This is a genomic window from Geothermobacter hydrogeniphilus (assembly GCF_002898515.1).
Taxonomy (GTDB): domain Bacteria; phylum Desulfobacterota; class Desulfuromonadia; order Desulfuromonadales; family Geothermobacteraceae; genus Geothermobacter_A.
In genome coordinates this window covers 17,947-40,364 of record NZ_PPFX01000028.1, presented here as the reverse complement: position 1 = coordinate 40,364, position 22,418 = coordinate 17,947, and the positions used below count along the sequence as shown (strand labels likewise).

The following is a 22,418-nucleotide window of genomic DNA, read 5'->3' as shown; positions in this document are numbered from 1 at the left end:
GCTATGCCTATTGCAAAAATCGAAGCCGCCCTTGACGATATCCGTCAGGGTAAAATGGTGATTCTGGTCGATGACGAGGATCGCGAAAATGAAGGCGATCTGACCCTCGCTGCCGAGAAAGTGACTCCGGAAGCGATCAATTTCATGGCCAAGTTCGGTCGCGGCCTGATCTGTCTCTCTCTGACCGAAGAGCGTGCCGATTATCTTGAACTCCCGCTGATGGTGCAGGAAAACACCTCGTCCTTCGGTACCGCGTTCACGATTTCGATCGAGGCGAGGCGAGGCGTCAGCACCGGCATTTCCGCCGCTGACCGAGCCCACACCGTTCAGGTCGCGATTGCCGATGACACAGGTCCGCGTGACCTGGCGCGTCCCGGGCATATTTTCCCGTTGCGCGCCAAGAAGGGCGGGACCCTGGTTCGGGCCGGACAGACCGAAGGTTCGGTGGACCTGGCGCGCCTGGCCGGATTGAAACCTGCCGGTGTCATCTGTGAGATCATGAACGAGGACGGCTCCATGGCGCGGATGCCTCAGTTGACTGAATTCGCGGCCGAGCACGACCTTAAAATTGTCACCATCGCCGACCTCGTCGCCTACCGGATGCGCAAGGAACTGCTGGTCCGCCGCGCGGCTGAAACCGTCCTGCCGACCCCGTTTGGTGGTGAGTTCAAAGCCATTGCCTACGAAAATGATGTTGATCATCTGAACCATCTCGCCCTGGTCAAGGGGGAGATCGATCCCGACAAACCGATCATGGTACGGGTTCATTCCGAATGTCTGACCGGAGATGTTTTCGGTTCCCAGCGCTGTGATTGCGGGGACCAGTTGCATGCCGCCATGAGCCAGATCAATGCGGAGGGCGTCGGCGTCATCCTCTACATGCGCCAGGAAGGCCGCGGCATCGGACTGATCAACAAGCTGAAAGCCTACGCCCTTCAGGACCAGGGGTGCGATACCGTTGAGGCGAATGAGAAGCTGGGATTCAAGGCTGATCTGCGCGACTACGGCATCGGGGCGCAGATTCTGTCGGAACTCGGTATCCGCAAGATCAGGCTGATGACCAACAATCCGAAGAAAATTGTCGGTCTGGAAGGTTACGGCCTTGAAATTGTCGAACGGGTTCCGGTCCAGGCCGAGCCCACCGATGCCAACCGCAGATACCTGAAGACCAAGCGGGAAAAGATGGGACATCTGCTGGAAAATTTGTAAACTGGAAACCCACCAACGCCGATCCGAAGTGCGTCCCGGGTCGGATCAAGAGGGAGCGGATTTATGCCGAAAATAATTGAAGGGGCCATGCAGGCCAAGGGAATCAAGGTCGGTCTGATCGTCAGCCGGTTCAACAGTTTTATCTGTGATCGCCTGCTGGAAGGCGCTGTCGACACCCTGCGGCGTCATGGTGCCGAAGAGCATGATTTGACTGTTGTCAAAGTGCCCGGTGCTTTTGAAATTCCCCTGGTGGCCCGGAAAATGGTCGATTCAGGTCATTATGACGCCGTTGTCTGCCTTGGAGCCGTGATCCGGGGGGCGACACCTCATTTTGATTATGTCAGTGCCGAAGTTTCCAAGGGGGTCGCTTCAGTCGGACTGGATTCCGGTATGCCGGTCATCTTCGGCGTCCTGACGACCGATACCATCGAGCAGGCCGTCGAACGTGCCGGGACCAAGGCGGGAAACAAGGGTGCCGAGGCGGCGGCTTGTGCCATTGAAATGGTCAATCTCTGCCAGTCGCTGTAGCCATGACCAAAGGTATCAGGCGACAGGGGCGGGAACTCGCGCTCAAAATCATTTACAGTTTTCCTGACCAGCAGCGTGATATCGGCGTGATTCTGGATGAGTTCTGGACCAATTTCAGATTTCGGGACGACTTGCTGGGGGAAACGGTCGAGGATGATGCCGAAGGGCAGCCCTCTGAACAGGTTCGCCAGTTCGCCGAGGCCATCGCCTCCGGGACCTATCAACAGCTGTCGTTCATAGATGAAAGGCTACGGGACAGTTCCCGGAACTGGAGTCTTGACCGGATGTCCCGCGTCGATCTCGCCCTGTTGCGCATGGGGGCCTACGAGCTGCTTTTCTGTGCTGATGTTCCAACCAGTGTCGCGATTAATGAAGCGATAGAAATCGGTAAGCGTTACGGCACGCGGGAAACCCCCGGTTTTATCAACGGCATTCTTGATCGCATCGGCAAAGATCGCTCCGGCGAGATCTGATATGACGGACGTTGTCCAGGAGATTGCCTGCCCTCCTGACCAGCTTGAGGTTGATGTCGTGGCCGCGGTCCTGTTTGACGGACGTGATATGCTAAATGGTCCGGCCGGGCTGCTCAACCGGCGGCTCGGCTACGGCCTCTCGTTTTCAATCGACCGGTCGGTTCTGGTGCGCAGCAACCACAAGGTTGCCGCCCGCTGGGTGCTTTTTCATGGGTGGGCCGCCGGTTGTCCCGAGCGCGATTCGGACTTGCGGGGGCTGCTGGCTGAATTGTTGCGGGTCTGTCGGCGGGCCGGGTTTGAACGCATTGCCCTGGCCGCCCCGGAAGCAGCTCTGGCGAAGCGCAATCAATGGACCCCGGCCCTGGCGGAAGCGGCTTCGGGGGCAGGTGTCTCGGAGTGCCTGATTACCTACGATCACAGTTATCTGCATGATCACACCGGACCGGTTTTTTGAACCGATCTGGACGATGATCCTGAAACCGTCCTTTCCAAGTTTGCTGAAACGTGTCCAGGTTCGCCTGGCAAGAATTTTGGACAACTCTCAATTGAGGCTGGAATGAAAGAACTCAAGGTAGGATTACTCGGATTCGGCACCATCGGTACCGGTGTCGTCAAGTTGTTGCAGCAGAACGCCGAGGTGATCAGGAATCGACTCGGAGCCCCGGTCAGGCTGCTCAAAATTGCCGATCTTGACATTGAAACGGATCGCGGTGTCAAGCTCGAAGAGGGGCTGTTGACCGCGGACGCCGAAGAGGTCCTCAGCAACCCCGAGATCGATGTCGTCATCGAGCTGATCGGCGGTTATGAACCCGCCCGCAGTTTTGTCCTCAAGGCGATTGCCAACGGCAAGCATGTGGTGACGGCAAACAAGGCGTTGCTTGCCGTTCATGGTGAAGAAATCTTTGCCGCGGCCGCCGACAAAGGGGTTGAGGTGATGTTCGAGGCTTCGGTTGGTGGGGGGATCCCGATTATCACTTCGCTCAAGGAGAATCTCGGCGCCAACCGGTTTCAATCGATTTTCGGCATTCTCAACGGCACCTGTAACTACATTCTGACCCGCATGACCAACGAGGGGGAGGAGTTTGCCGCTGTTCTGAAGGATGCCCAACAGGCCGGTTACGCTGAAGCCGATCCGACTTTCGATATCGAAGGAATTGACACCGCGCACAAACTTGCGCTGCTGGTCAGTCTCTGTTTCGGCACCAGGGTTGATTTCAAGCAGATTTATGCCGAGGGCATCAGTTCGATATCCAGTCTCGATATCCAGTTCGCACGCCAGTTCGGCTATAAGATCAAGCTGCTGGCCATTGGTAAGATGCATGACAACGGAAGCATCGAGGCACGGGTTCATCCAACCATGATCCCGGAACACTATCCGCTGGCCGATGTTGACGGGGCCTTCAACGCGGTGCGGGTCACCGGTGATTTTGTCGGTCCGGTGATGCAGTATGGTCTCGGGGCCGGGATGAACGCAACCGCCAGTGCCGTGGTCGGTGATGTAATGTCGCTGGCCCGCAGTGGACGAGGGGACGGTGAACCTCGTTCTTATGGGTATGGTTGTCGCCCCGACGCGCTGCAAGATCTGCCCCTCAGATCGATGGATGATATCTGCAGTCAGTATTACCTGCGATTTACCACGGTCGACCAACCTGGCGTGCTGGCGGCGATTTCCGGCAAGCTGGGAGAATACCGCATCAGTATCGCCTCGATGATTCAGCCCGAACGGCGTGATGACGGCGCGGTGCCGATTGTCATCATGACCCATGAAGCTGCGGAAAAGGATATGCGCGCGGCCCTGGCGGAAATCGATCAGTTGCAGATCGTTCAGTCACCCAGCCACCTGATTCGGATTGAGGGCAGCCTGGACTGACGGATCTTTTTTCTTTCATTTGTCTGCGACAAGGGCCCGCCATCGTTTGAAGATGGCGGGCCCTTGTCGTTCTGAAAAGCCTGTTTGAAGGTCAGGGAACCAGGTTTCCCGCTAAACGTTCGGGAACCTGGCAGGTATGACTAGCCTGGTCCACCGCCGGCAAGAAAGCCGGCCACCTGGCTCTGCGAACCGAATGTCGCGTTGCCCTGGACGGTTGCGGAATAACCGGTGTACCAGGGTTCGGTCGCCGGATCGAAAAGCGGGCTGAGCAGGAAGCTGTGAATCACCGGTTTGCCGCTCAGACCGTACTGGTAGGCTCCGGAGGTAAGGTCGCCCGGTCCGGGAAAGCCGGTGGAGACAGAGTCGGGATCGACGATAACGGCAGCGGCCGGATCGAGCCCGAGGTTTGTCAGGAAGACCTTGCTCGAAGCCGGTGAGACAATCGGATCGCCAAAGGCGTAAAGGGTCATCAGGTTGGCGGCTGAATTTCCGCCGATGACGTTGTAGGTGGCATCGGTCGGATCGAGCAGCCATTGGGCCAGGTCGAGGAAAACATAGTACTCGGTGGTGCCGGGAGTGAACCCCAGGGAAGAGACCAGCGCCTGCATGGTCGGCAGCGAGGTCTCATCCAGGACGTTGACGAGGATGGCCGAGGGGCTGGAAAGGACCATCTTGCTGACCCGGGTGTCCTGGGAGAGGAAGACCGAGCCGATGATTGAGCCCAGGGAATGGGCGATGAACGGAATGTTGGTCGCGTCCAGATCGGCAACCGTGTCGCCGTCCAGGTCGATGCCGGCCGTGATGACATCGACCGCTTCCCACAGGTCGATGGCCGCCTGGTAGAGATTGGCCCGGTCCTGGATCAGGTTGGTGGTGAAGAATCCGTCTCCCGAGGCCGCCCCCGGGGTGGTGCGCTCGCCGTGGAAGATGGCGTCAATGGCGAGGGTGGCGTAGCCGGCCTGGGCCAGGCTGTTGGCGATCGGCAGGGCGGCGTCCTTGCTGGAGGTGATGCCGTGCTGGAACAGCACCACCGGCCAGGGGCCGGCAGTTGTCGGAACCGTCAGCCGGAAAGTGACGGTGGTCATGCCGCTCTGGTCGAGCAGCGGGCTGTCGTAGGTCCCTGTGTAGATGTTGCCAAGGTCGGTGGTCGGGATGCCGGTGCCGGCCAGCAGGGTTGCCGCCGGGATGCCGACGGGGCCGGTTTCCGCGGTGCCGGTCGCCGGGTTGGTCCAGCTCAGATTGTTGTTGGTGGTTATTGCGCTCAGCCCCTTGAGGGAAGCGGTGGTCTGGGAGAAGGGGGCCACCCCGCCGGGATAATCGACAGTCTCGGCCCCGGCTGTGGTCGGCGTGAGGGACAGCGTGTAGTCGGCGGTGTGGTAGGTCCAGGTGACCAGGATGTCGTCCCGGGTCCAGGGCGCTCCGGTCTTGGCGGCGGTGACCCCGGCGATGATGTCGAACAGGGGCTGTGGACCATCATTGAAGGCGGCCCGCAGGTTTTCAAAGGGGAAGAAGGGTGAGGTGGCGTCAAACGGGGTGGTCGACTTCAGCGCCGTCATGGTGAAGGAGGACGCCGCCGGATAACCGTTGCTGTCGAGCAGTGAGTTCTTGACCACCACTACGTAGGCCGCACCGGGAGTGAAGGGTTGCTTCGGCAACAGCTTGATGACGCCGGAAGTGAAGTCGTCCTGGATGATGAAATCAGTCTGGTCGCGGAACTCCATCAGTGCCAGTGCCGCACCGACGCCGGCGGTATCTCCGGTCGCCAAAGCGGTCAGCAGGGCCGGAAGTTGCGGGTCGTCAGTGCGGAAGATCAGCAGGTCGAGGGTTGAACTGTCGACCGTTCCGGTCAGCGGCAGGGTCAGGAACATGTTGGGTGACAGGCCGAGCAGGTTCGGCTGGGCATTGATCAACTGTTTGAGCTGGTCGAGATCGGAGCCGTCATTGGCGAGCGGCAGGTCCACCCTCGGGTCGCCGTCGGCGGCCCAGGTGACATCATTGGGAAGCGGGAGAGTGGTGGCGTCAAGCTGGGCGTAAACAATCGGGGTGCCGCCCTCTGTCAGGAGTGCATTGCTTCCGGTTTGAGTGTTGCCGCTGTCGCCGCCACAGGCTGCCAGCGAAAGGGTCAGAGCGAGCAGCAACAACCCGTTCCTCAGGTGAACAACCATTTTAGTCCTCCTCTGTTCAGGGAAAATAAACATTGTTTCAGAATTTATATTCAATCGCTCGGTCAGGACATTGTCAAGCGGCGATTTGCGGCTGGATGGCATGATTTGCCCTTTTTCTTGATATTCCGGGAAAGAATGTTAAAAAATAGGAACGTTAGGACGTTATTTAGGGGAGAGTTGCGGCAAGTGCGACTTTGACCCGCGATCTGCCCGTTCAGGGTGGATCGTGAGCCAAAACGGTTTTTTATTCTTGCCACACAGTTTCCGCAGGGCTAAGATTTCTCACCATGTTTTTTCATTCCAAGGAGGTGTCATGAGATTCGCGCGAGTATTCATCACGGGTTTGTCCCTGGTCCTGATCACAGCGGGGACATCTTTCGCAGCCGGATTCGCGATTATTGAGCAGAGTGTTACCGGTCTCGGTAATGCGTTTGCCGGTGTGGCGGCCACGGCTGAAGATGCCACCACGGTCTTTTTCAACCCGGCGGGGATGACGCGCATCAAGGGACAACAGGTGGTGGTCGGGACCCATTTCATCATCCCGCGATCAGACTTTTCCGGTGAAGCACAGACCGCGGATTTTTCTGCGGCATTTCCCTCGATTCCCGGACTTCCCGGGCCTGTTCCCATTGCCGGTTCAACCGATGATGGCGGCGAGAACGCCATCGTCCCGAATCTGTACTATGTCTACAATCCGGAAAATACTCCCTGGGCCTTCGGTATCGGAGTCAATGCTCCCTTCGGACTGGTCACCGAGTGGGACAGGGATTGGGTCGGTCGTTATCACGCCGTCAAATCGGATGTTCAGACCATCAATATCAACCCTGCCGTCGCCTACAAGGTTGATGACCATTTCAGCGTCGCCCTTGGCGTCAGTGCCCAGCAGATTGATGCCGAGTTGAGTTCGGCGGTCGATTTCGGCAGTATCCTCATGGCCGCCGCCGGCGGCATCCCGACCCAGAATGATGGTTTTTCGGTTCTGGAGGCGGATGACTGGGCCTACACGTACAATATCGGCATATTGTACGAGGCTGATGAAAATACCCGCCTTGGTATTCATTACCGTTCCCAGGTCAACTACACTGCGAAGGGGGATGCGAGGTTCGAGTACGGCAACTTGAGCGCGGCCCAGATTGCCCTGCTTAAGTCGAAAAACTTTGCCGACACCAATGCCTCGGCCGACATCAGTCTTCCGGCGAACGTTTCGATGAGCGTCTATCACCGCTGCACGCCGCGGTTGGCGATCATGGCCGACGCCACGGTGACGTTCTGGAGTTCCTTTGATGAGTTGCGGGTCGTGTTTGCCAACGGTCTGCAGGATAATGTCACCACCGAAAACTGGGAAGACAGCTGGCGGCTGTCGCTTGGCGCGACCTACAGTCTCAATGATAAAATGGACCTGCGTTTCGGAGTTGCCTACGATCAGACCCCGATTCCGAGCCCGGAGTATCGCACGCCGCGGATTCCGGGTGAGGATCGTATCTGGCTTGCAGGTGGCTTCGGCTATCGTCTCAATGAAGCTTTCAAGCTTGACTTTGCCTACACCCACCTTTTTGTCAAGGATGCCGATATCAATAAACGGGCCGGGCTTGATCCCACCGGTGAAAACTTCTTCCGCGGCGACCTGGTTGGAACCTTCGACAACACGGTCGATATAGCCAGTTTGCAGCTGACCTACAGTTTCTGAATCCATCCTTTCTGAAGAAAAAAACAACCCCGAGTGCCGGTTGGTCCTCGGGGTTGTTTTTTGGGCGGTGTCCGGTTTTTTTTATTCGTTGGTCTCGATCTGGGGTTCAACCACGTAGCGCTTGATTTTGCGGGTTGTTGTCTTGGGGAATTCATCTTCCCGCAGGGTGAATTTCTTCACCCGCTTGTAATCGGCCAGCTGTTTCCCGGCCTTCAGAACCTCCCCGCGGATCAGGGCTTCGACCTCGGCAGGACTCATGCGCGGTTTCTTCTGTTGCCGCTGGTAGTTGTCAAGTTGTTCCTGGTCAGGAAAAATGACGGCATAAACCTCCTCGGCGGTTTGGCTGACTTTGTGCCCGTAAACCATGACTTCGGCGATGTAGGGGCTTTTCAGCAATTCGTTCTCCACTTCTTCGGGATAGACGTTTTTGCCGTTCGGAGTGACGATCAGGTTTTTGCAACGGCCGCAGATCGACAGGTAGCCGTCTTCGAGTTTGCCGAGATCTCCGGTACGATACCAGCCGTCCTGAAGGACTTCGGCCGTAGCTTCGGGACGTTTGTAATATCCCTGCATGACATTGGGGCCCTTGACGACGATCTCCCCGACACCCTCTGAGTTGGGTTGATCGATACGGACCTGAACGCCTTCAAACAGATGGCCGACGGTGCCGATTTTGCGAACCGTGGGAGATTCGGCAGCGATCACCGGGGAGGTCTCGGTGATGCCGTAGCCCTGGAACAGCTTAAGGCCGAGGGCGAGATAGCCCTGGGCGATGTCCGGGTCGAGGGCGGCACCACCGCTGACGAAAGTGGTGTTCTCGCCGACCGACTTGCGCACCTTGCGGGCGACGATGGGGCGGGTCAGGGTGTTGCTGTACAAGAATTTCGAGAGGGGCTGGCTGTTGATCTTGCGATAGATGCGATCAAGCACCAGTCGATAGACCGCCGGCACCCCGAGGAGGAAGCTCGGTTTCACTTCGGCCAGGTTCTCTCCCAGCTTCTTGAGCGATTCAGCAAAAGAGATGTGCCCGCCCAGGGACAGGGGGAGTAGAATGCCGCAGACCTGTTCGAAAACATGGTTGATGGGCAGGAAGGAGAGCGTGCTCATGTCTTCGTCGAGCTGAAAATGTTTGACCGCTGCCTGGATGTTGGAAACTATATTGGCGTGGCTGAGCATGGCCCCCTTGGATTGGCCGGTGGTGCCCGAGGTATAGAGAATAACAGCTGTATCTTCGGCGCGACGCGGATTCTCCGGAAGTTTCCGGTTGGGCTCGAGATCATCGAAAGCGATCAGGCGGCCGGATTTGACCAGCTTGGCCAGGTTGGCCCGTTGCGGGGCAAAGTAGTCGATGTCGCTTTTCCTTCGATGACTGGTGCCGCTTGCTCCGGTCATCAGTTGCTGTGCCTTGCGGGCCATGCTTTCCAGCCGGGAAGCATCCTCTTGCGGGATCTTGAACTGTTCGACCAGGGATTTCCAGGTATCAACCAGTTCTTCAATGGGGCTGTTGTCGCAGCTGATTCCCGGATCGCCGTCGAGCAGGATAATTTTTTCCAGTTTCGGCAGGTCATCGAGGATTTCCTGGATGGTTTCCAGATAGCTCTGCTCGGTAAAAAGCACCCGCGCTTCACTGTCCGAGAGGACATGGCGCAGTTCCGAGGCTTTCAATTCCTTGTCGATCGGCACCGCGACCCCGCCGCTGCGCAGGATCCCCAGATAGGCCGCGATCCAGCGTGGTGACGCCGGCGCTATCAGGGCCGCGTGTTCGCCAACCTTGAGTTTCTTGCCTGTCAGGCCGCTGGCGGCCCTGGTGGCCAACTCCCAGAGCTGGCGGTAACTGGTCGACTGCCACTGCCCGGCTGTTTTGTGTCGGAGAGCAACACGCTCGGCATGCCTCTCGCAACTGTCGGCAATCAGTTGATCGATGGTCTGCACCCTAACCTCCCTTGGTCGTCCTGAATCCGTGGGCTCACACTTTATTCAGGGATTGGTTTTCGTTGAACCTGAATCAGCGAGCTCCGGTTGGATGGAGAGTACAAGTGCTTGGTCTGGATGAGGTTTCCAAAAATCTGAAGCGTACCCATAGGTTCGCTGGTGATTATTGGGAAACTCAGACAGATCAATGGCTTGTGCTATCCGCCGACAAGGGGTTCCCTGATTCAGGTTGTAGTTCAAGCTAACCAAGGCTTTGTCGGTTGGCAAGAAAAAACCTGTAAAAGCCGTCGGCTTGGACAATTTGCTGTCGGCTGTTCACTTTTGTGGTAATCTATCACCGGTCTTTCGCCACCGTTGCGATCTGCGGCGATTCCCTGGAGAAAATTGGGGGTGGACTGAGTCGCCGATTGCGGTTATGGAAAACACAAGAAAAGGCTTGACAGGTTTCATCGGGATTTGTTAAAAGTTTCCGGCGTTGACGGGCACATGTAGGCACGTAGCTCAGTGGGAGAGCACTACCTTGACACGGTAGGGGTCGGCGGTTCAATCCCGCCCGTGCCTACCACCTACATCACCGGCTCCGACGAAACCGAGGCATCTTTCGATGCCTTTTTTCGTTATAGCCTGAATCCGTGGATTCAGGTAAGGGAGAAATTGAGATGAGTGTCGTTCAGGTCGAATTACCGGATGGAAGTCGCAAGGAAGTACCCCGTGGGCAGACCCCGCTGGACGTGGCCCGCTCGATTGCGGAAGGTCTCGCGCGGAGATCTGTTGCCGCGCGGATTGATGGAGTCCTGAGCGATTTGAGTACGCCGCTCGACGCTGACTGCCGGTTGGAGATTGTGACTCTCGATTCCGCCGACGGGCTTGAGGTTTATCGGCATTCGACCGCTCATCTGATGGCGCAGGCGGTCAAGGAGCTGTTCGGACAAGATGTCCAGGTGACCATCGGCCCGGCGATCGAGAATGGTTTCTATTACGACTTTTTCAGTGACAAGCACACCTTTACGCCTGAAGAATTCGAGCTGATAGAAAAGAAGATGGAAGAACTCGCCAGGGCGGACCTGCCGATCGAACGTTCGGTGGTCAGCCGTGAAGAGGCGATTGAACTGTTCCGCGCGATGGGGGAGGATTACAAGGTTCAGCTGATCGAGGACCTGGACCAGCCGACCGTTTCCCTTTATCGCCAGGGGGATTTTGTCGATCTCTGCCGCGGTCCGCACCTGCCGTCGACCGGTCTGATCAAGGCTTTCAAGCTGACCAGCGTGGCCGGTGCCTATTGGCGTGGCGACGAAAAAAACGCTATGCTGCAACGGCTTTACGCGACGGCTTTTCCCAACAAGAAAGACCTGCGAAGCTATCTGAATCGTCTCGAAGAGGCGCGCAAGCGCGATCATCGCAAGCTTGGCCGGGAACTTGACCTTTTCTCCTTCAGCGAGGAAGCCGGCGCCGGACTGGTGATCTGGCACCCCAAGGGGGCGCTGCTGCGAACCCTGCTGGAAGATTTCGAGCGCAAAGAACATCTGCGGCGTGGTTATGACATTGTTCAGGGACCGCAGATCCTGCGCACCGAATTGTGGAAGACCTCGGGGCATTACGAGAATTACCGGGAAAACATGTACTTCACCGAGGTTGATGAGCAGAGCTACGGCATCAAGCCGATGAACTGCCTGGCTCACATGCTGATCTACAAGTCGAAGATCCGCTCTTACCGGGATCTTCCCCAACGTTATTTTGAGTTGGGGCTGGTGCATCGGCATGAGAAGTCCGGGGTCCTGCATGGTCTGCTGCGCGTTCGTGGTTTTACCCAGGATGATGCCCATATCCTCTGCACCCCGGAGCAACTGGATGCTGAAATCAAGGGTGTCCTGACTTTCGTGCGTGACGTCATGGGGATTTTCGGTTTCGAGTACGAGATGGAAATTTCCACCCGCCCGGAGAAGTCGATCGGTTCGGACGAGGCCTGGGAACTTGCCACTGCGGCCCTGATAAGTGCCCTCGATGATTCCGGGCTGCCCTACGAAATCAACGAAGGCGACGGTGCTTTTTACGGCCCCAAGATCGACATCAAGCTCAAAGATGCTCTCGACCGACGTTGGCAGTGTGCCACCATTCAGTGTGATTTTACCCTGCCGGAACGGTTTGACCTGCATTATATCGGCGCAGATGGCGAAAAACATCGCCCGGTCATGGTGCACCGTGTCATCCTCGGCGCCATTGAACGTTTTATCGGCGTGCTGATCGAACATTATGCCGGAAATTTCCCGCTCTGGATTGCTCCTGTTCAAGCTGTGGTCGTCAATGTCACCGACAATCAGGCCGAATATGTCGAAAAGGTCTATCAACAGTTGTTAAATGCCGGGATTCGGGTAAAAAAGGACTTGCGTAATGAAAAGCTCGGCTTTAAAATCCGTGAGGCTCAGGTAGAGAAGGTTCCCTACATGCTGGTTGTCGGAGATCGCGAAATGGAAAACGGGCTGGTTGCTCCGCGGTTCCGTAACGGAAAAAGTCTTGAGCCCATGACGCCCGATGCATTTATCGACTTCGTCAATGATGAATGTCGCCAATACCATTGATCAGGAGGTATCACCATCGCCAGGTTCAGAGATAACGGCCCAAGTAAGGACACGACCCGCATAAATGACCAGATTCGTGCGCGCGAAGTGCGCGTTGTGCTCGAGGACGGCGAGCAGCTCGGCGTGCTGGACATCCGTGCTGCCCTGGAGGCCGCTGCTGATCGCGGTCTCGACCTGGTTGAGGTGTCCCCCAATTCCAATCCGCCGGTCTGTCGGGTCATGGACTATGGAAAGTTCAAGTACCAGGCCAGCAAAAAGGCGGCCGAGGCCAAGAAGAAGACGGCCCGGGTGGAACTCAAGGAAGTCAAGCTGCGGCCGAAAACGGAAGAGCATGACTATAATTTCAAGGTAAAAAATGCCCGTCGTTTCCTGGAAGCCGGCAACAAGGTCAAGGTGACCATCATGTTCCGCGGCCGCGAGGTGACCCATCCCGAATTCGGGCGGCGCCTGCTGGAGCGGGTTTCGCAGGACGTCAAGGATCTCGGCCAGGTCGAAATGATGCCCCGCATGGCCGGGCGTTTCATGTCGATGGTGATCGCGCCGATTAAAAAATAACCGTATTTCCGCCCCGACGCGGGCGGAAGACCATTTATAAGGAGTTTATGATGCCCAAGATCAAAACCAACCGCGGCGCCGCCAAGCGGTTCCGGAAAACAGGTACCGGCAAGATCCGCCGCAACAAGGCCTTTACCAGCCATATCCTGACCAAGAAGAGTACCAAGCGCAAGCGTGACCTGCGCAAGGCGGCCCTTGTGTCCGCCGCCGACGCGAAAAATATCAGCCGGTTGATCCCGTACCTCTGATCCACCGGTTGTTGATATCGGTCGTGAACTGAGGGGACCCCTGTCTCCCCCTTCAGATCCGGCCCGGCACCGCGGAATCAATCCGCGAAATCTTACCCACAGAAGGAGTTTTTCATGCCGAGAGTCAAAAGAGGATTCAAAGCGAGACGCAGAAGAAACAAGATTCTTAAACTTGCCAAGGGCTATCGCGGCGCGCGCAGCAAGTTGTTTCGCAGCGCAACCGAGGCCGTCGATCGTGCCCTCAATTACGCTTACCGCGACCGCAAGGTACGGAAGCGGGATTTTCGCGCTCTCTGGATCGCCCGCATCAACGCGGCTGCCCGAGATAACGGGCTTTCCTACAGTCGCCTGGTCTATGGTCTGAAAAAAGCTGATGTTCAGCTCGACCGCAAGATCCTCGCTGAACTTGCTGTTTCCGACCCGAGCGGGTTCAGCTCGGTCGTTGAACAGGCCCGAGCCCAGCTTCAGTAAGCAGCGGAAAAAAGATGAGGCCGGGCCTCATCTTTTTTTTTACCTGAATCCGTGGGTTTGTGCCGGATGAAGAGTGCAAGTGCTTGGCCTGAATGCGATTTTCAAAAATCTGAGGCGCACCCATTGGTTCGCCGGTGATTTTTGGGAAGCGCAGGCAGGTCAATGAGTTGCGCTATTCGCCGGGGATAAGCTCACTGATTCAGGTTTACCTGAATCCAGTGAGTTGAGCTGTTCTCCGGACATGCATTCAATTGATTCAGGTTTGTTGAAAACACATGATATGCGCGATGGGACCCTCCGGGTTCCATCGCGTGTTTGTCCTGTCCTGCATGAGTTGAACACTGGTTCGAGGCTGAACAGAGAAGGAAATGGATCATGAAAGAAGAGTTGGCAAAACTTGCCGATGAAGGTGTTGCCCAGGCTGCTGCGGCCGCAGATGAGGCCTCCCTGCAGGATGTTCGAGTCAGGTATCTGGGGAAGAAGGGGGCCCTGACCCGGATCATGAAGGGTATGGGCCGGCTCTCCGCTGAGGAACGTCCGCAGGTGGGGGCTCTGGCGAACGAAGTGAAGACCCGGCTCGAAGAGACCTTCGCGGCCCGCTTGGAGTTCCTGCGGGAGCAGGCGGTCGCGCAAAAGATTGCCGGTGAAAAGATTGACGTGACCCTGCCGGGGAGGTGTGGCTGGCAGGGGAGCAGGCACCCGATAACCCTGGTGACCGAAGAGGTCGTGGCCATTTTCTCCTCTCTCGGATTTGCTGTCGCTGAAGGGCCTGAAATCGAGGAGGATTTCTATAATTTCGAGGCTCTTAATATTCCCAAGGATCATCCCGCGCGGGATATGCAGGACACCTTTTACATCGCCGATGAGGTTGTTCTGCGCACCCATACTTCACCGGTACAGATCCGCACCATGCTTGCCCTGGAACCACCGGTCAGGGTTGTCGCGCCAGGCACGGTCTACCGCCGTGACTCCGACCTGACTCACAGTCCGATGTTTCACCAGGTTGAAGGTTTTCTGGTTGATCGCAGGGTTACCTTCGGTGATCTCAAGGGGATCTTGACGGCCTTCATCGAACAGTTTTTCGGCAAGGGATTCGGGGTACGGTTTCGTCCCTCCTTCTTTCCCTTCACCGAACCCTCGGCCGAAGTCGACATCGAGTGTGTTATCTGTCACGGCAAAGGCTGCCGGGTCTGCAGTCAGACCGGCTGGTTGGAAATCCTTGGCAGCGGCATGATCGATCCCGAGGTTTTTCGCTCCGTCCACTATGATGTTGAGACGTTCAGCGGGTTTGCTTTCGGCATGGGGCTTGAACGCCTGGCGATGCTGAAATACGGGGTGAATGATCTGCGTCTCTTTTTCGAAAACGACATTCGGTTTTTGTCGCAATTCTAAGAAGTTGCTTGATGTAATTTAAAGGAAATTCTTTATTATGATCGTCACCCTGAGCTGGCTTAAAGAGTTTGTCGATATTTCTCTTCCCCCTGAAGATCTCGCGCACCGTCTGACGATGGCCGGACTCGAAGTTGAGGCTGTTGACAACCTCGGAGCCGATCTTGATTCCGTGGTGGTGGCACGCCTGGTTTCCGTGGAAAAACATCCTGAAGCTGATCGATTGACTCTCTGTCAGGTTGATAACGGCAGCGATACGGTTCAGGTTGTCTGCGGCGCCACCAACCACAGGACCGGCGACCTGGTTGCTTTCGCCCAGGTCGGCAGCGTGTTGCCCGGCGACTTCAAGATCAAGAAGTCAAAAATCCGCGGGCTGGTTTCGATGGGCATGCTCTGCTCCGAAAAAGAACTGGGGCTGTCTGAAGAGTCGGACGGCATCATGATCCTTCCTGCCGGACTGGCTCCCGGAACACCGGTCTTCGAAGCTCTTGACCTCAAAGATGTTCGCTTTGAAATCGGCTTGACGCCGAATCGCCCCGATTGTCTCAGCGTGCTCGGCGTGGCCCGTGAAATCGCCGCCATGACCGGGAGTGAGCTGCGCGTCCCTCAGCCGCGGGTTGTCGAGACGGGAACGCCGATTACCGAGCAGACCAGCGTCACCATCGAAGAGCCGGACCATTGTCCCCGCTATCTGGCGCGGCTTGTTCGGGGGGTCAAGATAGGGCCGTCTCCTGCCTGGCTGGCGCGTCGCCTCGAAGCGATCGGTCAACGATCGGTCAATAATGTGGTCGACGTGACCAACTTGGTGATGATGGAACTTGGTCAGCCGATGCATGCCTTCGACTTCAACCTGCTGCGTGAGGGACGCATTGTTGTCAGGAAGGCTGGAGACGGAGATCCTTTCACCACCCTGGATGATCAGCAGCGCCGACTCGCCGCTGATGACCTGATGATTTGTGACGGCGTCGGTCCCGTTGCCCTGGCCGGGATCATGGGGGGACAGAATTCGGAAATCCAGGAACATACAGTTGATGTGCTGCTGGAGAGTGCCTACTTTGCTCCCAACACCATTCGCCGTACCAGCAAGCGCCTGGGGATTCACAGTGAATCCTCGCATCGTTTCGAGCGGGGAACGGATGTCAACATGGCGCCCGTGGCTCTTGAGCGAGCGGCGGCCCTGATAAATGAAGTGGCCGGCGGGCAGGTCTGTCCCGGCGTGATTGACGCCTATCCGAACCCGGTTAAACCCTGCCGGATATGGCTCTCGCGGGAAAAAACCTGTGCGACCCTCGGCATTGACCTTGATATCGAAACCATCGGTCAATTATTGCGCGGCATCGGGATTGACGTTGAAAACGATCCCTCCGCTACCGGTGAAGGCCTGCTCTGTGGAGTGCCGAGTTTCCGCCCGGACCTTGAGCGCGATATCGACCTGGTTGAGGAGGTGGCGCGCCTGAACGGTTATGACGCCATTCCCGCGACCATGCCCGAAAGTCGCGCCATGATCACCATGCCGCAACCACACCAGCTGCTGGTTCGTCGTCTGCGGGACCGGATGGTTGCCGCCGGTTTTTGCGAGATTGTCAGCTATTCCTTCATCTCCCCGGCGGCTTTTGATCAAATCGCCCTGTCGCCTGACGACCGGCGACGTCATCCGGTGAAGATTCTCAATCCTCTGACCGAGGAGCAATCGGTCATGCGCACCACACTGGTACCGAGTGTGCTGGATACCGTTGCGAGAAATTTTTCCTATCGCTCCCTCGATCAGCGGTTGTTTGAACTTCGCCCGGTGTTCCAGCGAACCGAGGATGGTTCCCTGGAACCCACCATGCTCACTGCCGTCATGACGGGGCGCCGCGAACCGATCGGGTGGGCGAACAGCCAGGAAAATGTCGATTTTTACGATCTCAAAGGTGTTGCCGAACAGGTGTTGCGCGGATTCGGCGATGCGGATCTCGAATGGCAGATTGATGCCGGTGAAAATTACTTTCATCCGGGCAAGTCCTGTCGGATATTAACCGCGGGGAAACTTCTTGGCCGTCTGGGGGAAGTGCACCCCATGGTCGCCAGAAATTATGACTTTGAAGCCCCGGTTTTTCTGCTGGAAATCTTCGTCGACACACTTCTGGAGCTGGATCTGCCGCAGGCTCGTTTCGAACAACTGTCCCGTTTTCCCGACAGCTTCCGCGACACCGCGATTCTGGTCGATGAGGATGTCCCGGCCGAGAATGTCCTGCGGATTATCAAGAAGGGCAGCAGCCGTTTTGTTGAAGAGGTCCGGCTGTTCGATCTCTACCGCGGCAAGGGCGTGCCGGAGGGCAAGAAGAGCATCGCTTTCCGGGTCCGCTACCGCTCTTCCGAGAAGACTTTTACCGATGAAGAAATAAGTAAGGCCCATTCTAGGATCGTGCGCCTGCTGGAAAAAGAGATCGGCGCTGAGGTCCGGTAAAGGTCGATAAATAGCGGCCTCAGCGTTTTTTTTACCTAAACCCTTAATTTTTTTGATAAAAGCGGTTGTCAAGCCCTTTGGGCTGTGTTATAAAAACCTGTAAATTCAAGGACCTGGGCCCTTTTTGTTAATGGAGGTGCTATGACAAAGGCGGATCTGATCGAGAGAGTTTATCTCAAAACCGGCTTTTCCAAGAAGGAATCCGCTGAAATCGTCGAAATGGTTTTCGACCTGATGAAGGATACGTTGGAAGAGGGGGAGAAGATCAAAATTGCCGGTTTCGGTAATTTTGTGGTCAAGGGAAAGGCTTCCCGACGGGGACGCAACCCGCAGACCGGTGAGGAAATTGAAATTTCATCCCGCAAAATTCTGACCTTCAAGCCGAGTCAGGTGCTCAAGGGAGCCATCAACGGCGAGTCCTGAGAGTTCAGGGCTTCCGGCCGGGCGCGGTCATGGCAATCGAAATCCCTGACAAACTCTATTTCAAAATAGGTGAGGTCGCTGAACTGACCGGCGTCAAGCCCCATGTATTGCGCTACTGGGAATCGGAGTTCGGTGGTTTTCGTCCCCAGAAAAGTAGATCCAATCAGCGGCTTTATCGGCAGAAGGATGTTGAGCTGGTGTTGCGGTTGAAGGATCTGCTGTACAATCAGGGGTTCACCATCGCCGGTGCCAGAAGAAAATTGCGCGAGCCAGCTGCGTCGCCGGACGATCAGCTGGCTTTGCCGTTGAAACCGACCGTCGACCCCATGCTGCTTAAAGAAGTACGAGCCGACCTGTTACGGTTGCGGCGCAGGCTGGTCGAAGCACCCGATCCTTGAACGTTATCCCGCAACAGAGGTTCACTTGTTTATCCTGATCACCAATGATGACGGGATTCAGTCTCCTGGCATCATCTGTCTGGCTGATGAACTTTCATCTCTCGGTGAAATCGTTGTTGTCGCACCTGACCGTGAACGCAGCGCGGTTGGTCACGCGTTGACGTTGCACGCGCCATTACGTGCCGACGAAATACGGTCCGGCTGGTACGCCGTTGACGGGATGCCGACGGATTGCGTCAATCTCGGGATTCATGGGCTCATAAAACGAACTCCAGATCTGGTTGTCTCAGGGATCAATCGCGGCGGCAACCTGGGTGACGATATCACCTATTCAGGGACCGTCGCCGCGGCCATGGAAGCGACCCTGATGGGCGTCCCGGCCTTCGCCATCTCCCTGGTGGAGGGGCCCTACGGGTATGCTGACTTCAAACCCGCCGCCAGGGTCGCCCACGGCCTGAGCCGCCTGATCGCCACTCACGGCCTGCCGCGCGATACCTTTTTCAATGTCAACGTCCCCCCCGGCGATCCTGGCGAGGCGGTCATCACCCGACAGGGAAAACGGCGCTACGAAGATCTCGTGGTGGAGAATGTCGACCCCCGGGGCCGAACCTATTATTGGATCGGCGGTGGAAAGCCGGGTTTTGAAGATCAGGCCGGCACCGATTTTCACGCTATTGAAAAAGGGAAGACGTCTCTGACCCCTCTGCATCTGGACCTCACAAATTATCGCGCCATGGAGGAGCTGCACAACTGGCCTCTCGGTGCCCTGGACGTCTGACCGGGATCACATTTATGCAGTTTTCCATTGCTCGCCGCCGCATGGTTGATCGCCAGCTGAGACAGCGCGGCATTACCGACCCGCGGGTCATCCAGGTCATGCTGGAGATGCCGCGGCACCTTTTTGTCGAACCGGCGCTGCAAAGTCAGGCATACAGCGATTATCCGCTGCCCATCGGTCAGAAGCAGACCATTTCTCAACCATTCATGGTTGCCACCATGAGCCAGGCCCTGGAACTGAAAGGTGATGAACAGGTGCTTGAAATCGGTACCGGTTCTGGGTATCAGGCCGCGGTGCTGGCGAAACTCTGCCGACGGGTCTTTACTGTCGAACGCATTCCCGAACTCGCCCGCCAGGCCCGGCGGGTTTTTGACGACCTGCATTTGCATAACATCAATCTGAAGGTTACCGATGGTACCTTCGGTTGGGAGGAGCAGGCTCCCTTCGACGGTATCGTCGTCACCGCCGGGGCTCCCGACGTACCCCGGACCTACCTGGACCAGCTTGCCGATGGCGGTCGGTTGATTATCCCTGTCGGCGATCTTGAAACCCAAAGTCTCAAGAGGATTACCCGCCGGGGTTCACAGTTCGAAACTGAATCCCTGCTGGATTGTCGTTTTGTTCCATTACTTGGAGAAAAAGGATGGCACCTGCCCGAATAGGTTCATGAAACTGTTCCGCAATCTTTACGACTGGATTTTGCATTGGGCCGATACGCCTTACGGGCAACCGGCCCTCTTTATGCTGGCGCTGGTCGAAGCCTCCTGCTTTCCCGTACCTCCAGACATCCTGCTGATCGCTCTCAGTCTGTCGCGACCGCGTCGCAGTTTTCGTTTCGCGGCCATCTGCCTGGTCGGATCGACCATCGGCGGTATTCTCGGGTACTGGCTCGGTGTCGGAGCTTGGGATCTGCTGAGTCGTTTTTTTTATGAATATATTCCAGGGTTCACCCCGGAGATTTTTACCCGGGTGCAGAATCTTTTTTCCGAGTACGGTTTCTGGGCGGTCTTTACCGCTGGCTTCACCCCCATCCCCTATAAAATTTTCACCATCGGAGCGGGGGTCTTTCAAATCAATTTCCTGGTTTTCGTTTTCGCTTCGATTCTCAGTCGCGGCGCCCGTTTTTTCCTGGTCGGTGCGTTGATTCGTCTTTACGGCGAACCGGTAAAGGTCTTTATTGACCGTTATTTCAACCTGCTCAGCATTCTCTTTGTCATTCTGCTGGTGGGCGGATTTCTTGCTGTTAAAAGATTTTTCCACTGAACCCTGGATCAATGTCGGATTTTGAGTGATTGACGGTCTGCCTCACCGTTTGTTAATTTGATCGATATCCTTGTTCCCGACTGATATCGCTAACCATTGAATTGCTGACCTGACGTGGTCGATGAATCTGACGAGGGGTTGCTGCATAGTTCTGTTATTGGGATTTCTTTGGGGGTGCTCGCCACCCAGGGGGGTCTATCATGCCGTGCAGCCCGGCCAGACTCTCTACCAGATCAGTCGCACTTACGGGGTTGAAGAATCCTACCTCGCTCGTGTCAACAGGATTTCCGACCCGACCAGGCTGGCCGTCGGCCAACGTGTTTTCATCCCAGGGGCAACGTCCGTGAAACATGTACCGGCGACGGTTTCCTTGTCCCGCAAAGCTGTTTCTTCAGGCAAGTCCACCAGAAAACACCCGGCTGCCGGCACCGGCACCGGTTCCGGACGGCAAGGGAAAAAGCCATCCTCCGTGAAATCCCGAAAGCCGGCGACGAAGTCGTATCACCCCACCGGCAGTCAACAGGATGCCGGTAAAATGAAGATGACCGGGACTCCGCCATCCGTCCGCAAGGGACATTTCCTGTGGCCGGCGCGTGGTCGGATTCTCAAGCCATTCGGCGGGCAGGGGAAAAATGCCGGCAACGGCATTGAAATTGCCGTGCGCAAGGGCAGCCCGGTTCACAGCGCCGCCGCCGGCAAGGTGATTTACAGCGGCAACGGTATCAGCGGTTATGGAAACCTGATCATTCTGCAGCATGATGATTCCTTTTATACGGTTTATGGTTTCAACAGTAAAAACCTGGTCGAGGCCGGCGGCTTCGTCAGCAAGGGACAGAAAATAGCTTTGTCCGGGGTTCCGCCCAGCGGTGGAAGCCCGCGACTTTACTTTGAAGTCCGCTACGGGAAACGCCCCGTCAATCCGATTTTTTACTTGCCATAACGCAGGCCGTTCCTTAGACTTCTGCTGGTGCAAAGGGGAGGAGGGTGTATCCAATGAAGGAGTTGGTTGAGGGCATGAGCGAAGTTGATTTGGAAGCGGGGACTTCGACTGTTATGCGACCCGGTGTCGAAGATGTCCCGGAGCCGACGGTGGCGCAGTTGAAGGAAGAAGCTCGCCGGGAAAAAGCCGCGTCGGATGAGAGCCATTCCGATGATGCCATCAAGCTTTATCTGAAAGAGATCCAGAAGACCAATCTCCTTACGGCGGCTGAAGAACGCGAACTGGCCCGCAGGATTTCGACCGGCGACATGGCGGCCCGGGATCGCATGATCGAGTCCAATCTGCGCCTGGTGGTCAAGATCGCCAAACGGTACATGAATCGCGGGTTGCCCTTCCTTGACCTGATCGAAGAAGGCAATATGGGGTTGATCAAGGCGGTCGAACGATTCAAGCTGAGCAAAGAATGCCGTTTTTCGACCTATGCCACCTGGTGGATAAGGCAGTCGATTGAACGCGCGCTGGTCAACCAGAGCCGAACGATTCGTCTGCCTGTCCATGTTTCCGACGATATCAACAAGCTGATCAAGGTCACCCGCGAACTGGTGCCGAAACTCCGGCGGGAGCCGAAGGTGGACGAGATCGCTTCGGCGATGGGCGTTGAGCCGGCCTATGTCAACCGGTTGATGGTGCTGGTCAAGAAAACCTACTCCATCGAACATCCGATGGGAGAAAACAACGATTACAGCCTGATGGATACGATTGAGGATGCTTCGGCCCTCAATCCTCTGACCCTGGCTGAAGATCTCGACCGTTTCAACCATGTTTCGGAGTGGATGTCGACCCTTTCTGAAAGTGAACAGGAAATCCTCAGCCTGCGATTCGGTCTGAATGACCGTGAACCACAGACGCTGGACACCATCGGCCGGAAATTCGGCGTAACGCGAGAACGCATCCGCCAGATTGAGGCCAAGAGTCTCGATAAGTTGAGACGCATCATGGCCGAAAAACGCGCCGCCGGGCAGGACCCGGATGAAGATTGAATCCGCTCCCGGAAAAGGACTCCA

At 56.6% G+C, this 22,418-nt stretch carries 20 protein-coding genes, 1 tRNA gene and 1 pseudogene; 20 read left to right on the top strand and 2 right to left on the bottom strand.

Annotated elements, in window-relative coordinates:
• Window positions 1-3: 3 nt before the first annotated feature.
• The 5 genes from C2E25_RS11980 (at window position 4) to C2E25_RS11960 (ending at window position 4,080) form a co-directional block, all read left to right on the top strand.
• Window positions 4-1,209: a bifunctional 3,4-dihydroxy-2-butanone-4-phosphate synthase/GTP cyclohydrolase II gene (locus C2E25_RS11980; protein WP_103115968.1), complete on the top strand. Its 1,206-nt coding sequence runs from the start codon at window positions 4-6 to the stop codon at window positions 1,207-1,209.
• Between the two features lie 63 nt (window positions 1,210-1,272).
• Window positions 1,273-1,737, top strand: coding sequence for a 6,7-dimethyl-8-ribityllumazine synthase (gene ribE, locus C2E25_RS11975; RefSeq protein ID WP_103115967.1), 465 nt, complete (start codon window positions 1,273-1,275; stop codon window positions 1,735-1,737).
• A gap of 2 nt (window positions 1,738-1,739) precedes the next feature.
• A complete protein-coding gene (gene nusB / locus C2E25_RS11970; protein ID WP_103115966.1) occupies window positions 1,740-2,210 on the top strand; it encodes a transcription antitermination factor NusB in 471 nt (156 codons plus the stop codon).
• Between the two features lies 1 nt (window position 2,211).
• Window positions 2,212-2,664 carry a hypothetical protein gene (locus C2E25_RS11965; protein ID WP_103115965.1) on the top strand — a complete coding sequence of 151 codons (453 nt, stop codon included), beginning with the start codon at window positions 2,212-2,214 and terminating at the stop codon, window positions 2,662-2,664.
• Between the two features lie 102 nt (window positions 2,665-2,766).
• Window positions 2,767-4,080, top strand: a complete 1,314-nt coding sequence (locus tag C2E25_RS11960; protein WP_103115964.1) for a homoserine dehydrogenase — start codon at window positions 2,767-2,769, stop codon at window positions 4,078-4,080.
• 140 nt (window positions 4,081-4,220) lie between these two features.
• Here the strand turns inward: C2E25_RS11960 and C2E25_RS11955 are convergent, their stop codons facing one another.
• Complete coding sequence (locus C2E25_RS11955; RefSeq protein ID WP_103115963.1) at window positions 4,221-6,245, bottom strand: alpha/beta fold hydrolase; 2,025 nt, start codon at window positions 6,243-6,245, stop codon at window positions 4,221-4,223.
• 313 nt (window positions 6,246-6,558) lie between these two features.
• Between C2E25_RS11955 and C2E25_RS11950 the strand changes: the two genes are divergently transcribed.
• A complete protein-coding gene (locus C2E25_RS11950; protein ID WP_103115962.1) occupies window positions 6,559-7,932 on the top strand; it encodes an OmpP1/FadL family transporter in 1,374 nt (457 codons plus the stop codon).
• Between the two features lie 81 nt (window positions 7,933-8,013).
• Here C2E25_RS11950 and C2E25_RS11945 read toward each other — a convergent pair whose 3' ends face one another.
• Entirely contained in the window at window positions 8,014-9,864 is a 1,851-nt protein-coding gene (locus C2E25_RS11945; protein WP_103115961.1) for an AMP-dependent synthetase/ligase, read from the bottom strand.
• A gap of 490 nt (window positions 9,865-10,354) precedes the next feature.
• Between C2E25_RS11945 and C2E25_RS11940 the strand changes: the two genes are divergently transcribed.
• From C2E25_RS11940 to C2E25_RS11875, 14 genes and pseudogenes are all read left to right on the top strand, one after another.
• Window positions 10,355-10,429 (top strand) — tRNA-Val (locus tag C2E25_RS11940).
• Between the two features lie 94 nt (window positions 10,430-10,523).
• Window positions 10,524-12,440 (top strand): threonine--tRNA ligase, encoded by a 1,917-nt coding sequence (gene thrS, locus C2E25_RS11935; RefSeq protein WP_103115960.1) that lies wholly within the window; start codon window positions 10,524-10,526, stop codon window positions 12,438-12,440.
• Between the two features lie 15 nt (window positions 12,441-12,455).
• Window positions 12,456-12,995, top strand: a complete 540-nt coding sequence (gene infC, locus C2E25_RS11930) for a translation initiation factor IF-3 (RefSeq protein ID WP_103115959.1) — start codon at window positions 12,456-12,458, stop codon at window positions 12,993-12,995.
• Window positions 12,996-13,045: 50 nt separating this feature from the next.
• Window positions 13,046-13,243, top strand: coding sequence for a 50S ribosomal protein L35 (rpmI, locus tag C2E25_RS11925; RefSeq protein WP_103115958.1), 198 nt, complete (start codon window positions 13,046-13,048; stop codon window positions 13,241-13,243).
• Between the two features lie 114 nt (window positions 13,244-13,357).
• Complete coding sequence (rplT, locus tag C2E25_RS11920; protein ID WP_085008828.1) at window positions 13,358-13,714, top strand: 50S ribosomal protein L20; 357 nt, start codon at window positions 13,358-13,360, stop codon at window positions 13,712-13,714.
• A gap of 375 nt (window positions 13,715-14,089) precedes the next feature.
• On the top strand, window positions 14,090-15,106 hold the full coding sequence (gene pheS, locus C2E25_RS11915) for a phenylalanine--tRNA ligase subunit alpha (protein WP_103115957.1): 1,017 nt from the start codon (window positions 14,090-14,092) through the stop codon (window positions 15,104-15,106).
• Between the two features lie 37 nt (window positions 15,107-15,143).
• On the top strand, window positions 15,144-17,552 hold the full coding sequence (gene pheT / locus C2E25_RS11910) for a phenylalanine--tRNA ligase subunit beta (RefSeq protein WP_103115956.1): 2,409 nt from the start codon (window positions 15,144-15,146) through the stop codon (window positions 17,550-17,552).
• Between the two features lie 126 nt (window positions 17,553-17,678).
• Window positions 17,679-17,975 (top strand): annotated as a pseudogene (locus C2E25_RS11905) (integration host factor subunit alpha); the annotation flags it as partial.
• 29 nt (window positions 17,976-18,004) lie between these two features.
• Entirely contained in the window at window positions 18,005-18,373 is a 369-nt protein-coding gene (locus C2E25_RS11900) for a MerR family transcriptional regulator (protein ID WP_085008845.1), read from the top strand.
• Window positions 18,374-18,398: 25 nt separating this feature from the next.
• Complete coding sequence (gene surE / locus C2E25_RS11895; protein WP_103115955.1) at window positions 18,399-19,151, top strand: 5'/3'-nucleotidase SurE; 753 nt, start codon at window positions 18,399-18,401, stop codon at window positions 19,149-19,151.
• A gap of 14 nt (window positions 19,152-19,165) precedes the next feature.
• Window positions 19,166-19,813, top strand: coding sequence for a protein-L-isoaspartate(D-aspartate) O-methyltransferase (locus tag C2E25_RS11890; RefSeq protein ID WP_103115954.1), 648 nt, complete (start codon window positions 19,166-19,168; stop codon window positions 19,811-19,813).
• Window positions 19,814-19,817: 4 nt separating this feature from the next.
• Window positions 19,818-20,414: a YqaA family protein gene (locus C2E25_RS11885; RefSeq protein WP_103115953.1), complete on the top strand. Its 597-nt coding sequence runs from the start codon at window positions 19,818-19,820 to the stop codon at window positions 20,412-20,414.
• A gap of 535 nt (window positions 20,415-20,949) precedes the next feature.
• Entirely contained in the window at window positions 20,950-21,354 is a 405-nt protein-coding gene (locus C2E25_RS17885) for a murein hydrolase activator EnvC family protein (RefSeq protein ID WP_233189419.1), read from the top strand.
• A 113-nt stretch (window positions 21,355-21,467) separates the two neighbouring features.
• Entirely contained in the window at window positions 21,468-22,394 is a 927-nt protein-coding gene (locus tag C2E25_RS11875; protein WP_233189420.1) for a sigma-70 family RNA polymerase sigma factor, read from the top strand.
• The last annotated feature ends 24 nt before the right edge of the window (window positions 22,395-22,418 follow it).

Bases quoted from the DNA above. Each gene is read 5' to 3' on its own strand.
- C2E25_RS11980 (WP_103115968.1), top strand. From the start codon at position 4: ATGCCTATTGCAAAAATCGAAGCCGCCCTTGACGATATCCGTCAGGGT.
- ribE (WP_103115967.1), top strand. From the start codon at position 1,273: ATGCCGAAAATAATTGAAGGGGCCATGCAGGCCAAGGGAATCAAGGTC.
- nusB (WP_103115966.1), top strand. From the start codon at position 1,740: ATGACCAAAGGTATCAGGCGACAGGGGCGGGAACTCGCGCTCAAAATC.
- C2E25_RS11965 (WP_103115965.1), top strand. From the start codon at position 2,212: ATGACGGACGTTGTCCAGGAGATTGCCTGCCCTCCTGACCAGCTTGAG.
- C2E25_RS11960 (WP_103115964.1), top strand. From the start codon at position 2,767: ATGAAAGAACTCAAGGTAGGATTACTCGGATTCGGCACCATCGGTACC.
- C2E25_RS11955 (WP_103115963.1), bottom strand. From the start codon at position 6,245: ATGGTTGTTCACCTGAGGAACGGGTTGTTGCTGCTCGCTCTGACCCTT.
- C2E25_RS11950 (WP_103115962.1), top strand. From the start codon at position 6,559: ATGAGATTCGCGCGAGTATTCATCACGGGTTTGTCCCTGGTCCTGATC.
- thrS (WP_103115960.1), top strand. From the start codon at position 10,524: ATGAGTGTCGTTCAGGTCGAATTACCGGATGGAAGTCGCAAGGAAGTA.
- rpmI (WP_103115958.1), top strand. From the start codon at position 13,046: ATGCCCAAGATCAAAACCAACCGCGGCGCCGCCAAGCGGTTCCGGAAA.
- rplT (WP_085008828.1), top strand. From the start codon at position 13,358: ATGCCGAGAGTCAAAAGAGGATTCAAAGCGAGACGCAGAAGAAACAAG.
- pheS (WP_103115957.1), top strand. From the start codon at position 14,090: ATGAAAGAAGAGTTGGCAAAACTTGCCGATGAAGGTGTTGCCCAGGCT.
- pheT (WP_103115956.1), top strand. From the start codon at position 15,144: ATGATCGTCACCCTGAGCTGGCTTAAAGAGTTTGTCGATATTTCTCTT.
- C2E25_RS11900 (WP_085008845.1), top strand. From the start codon at position 18,005: ATGGCAATCGAAATCCCTGACAAACTCTATTTCAAAATAGGTGAGGTC.
- C2E25_RS11890 (WP_103115954.1), top strand. From the start codon at position 19,166: ATGCAGTTTTCCATTGCTCGCCGCCGCATGGTTGATCGCCAGCTGAGA.
- C2E25_RS11885 (WP_103115953.1), top strand. From the start codon at position 19,818: ATGAAACTGTTCCGCAATCTTTACGACTGGATTTTGCATTGGGCCGAT.
- C2E25_RS17885 (WP_233189419.1), top strand. From the start codon at position 20,950: ATGAAGATGACCGGGACTCCGCCATCCGTCCGCAAGGGACATTTCCTG.
- C2E25_RS11875 (WP_233189420.1), top strand. From the start codon at position 21,468: ATGCGACCCGGTGTCGAAGATGTCCCGGAGCCGACGGTGGCGCAGTTG.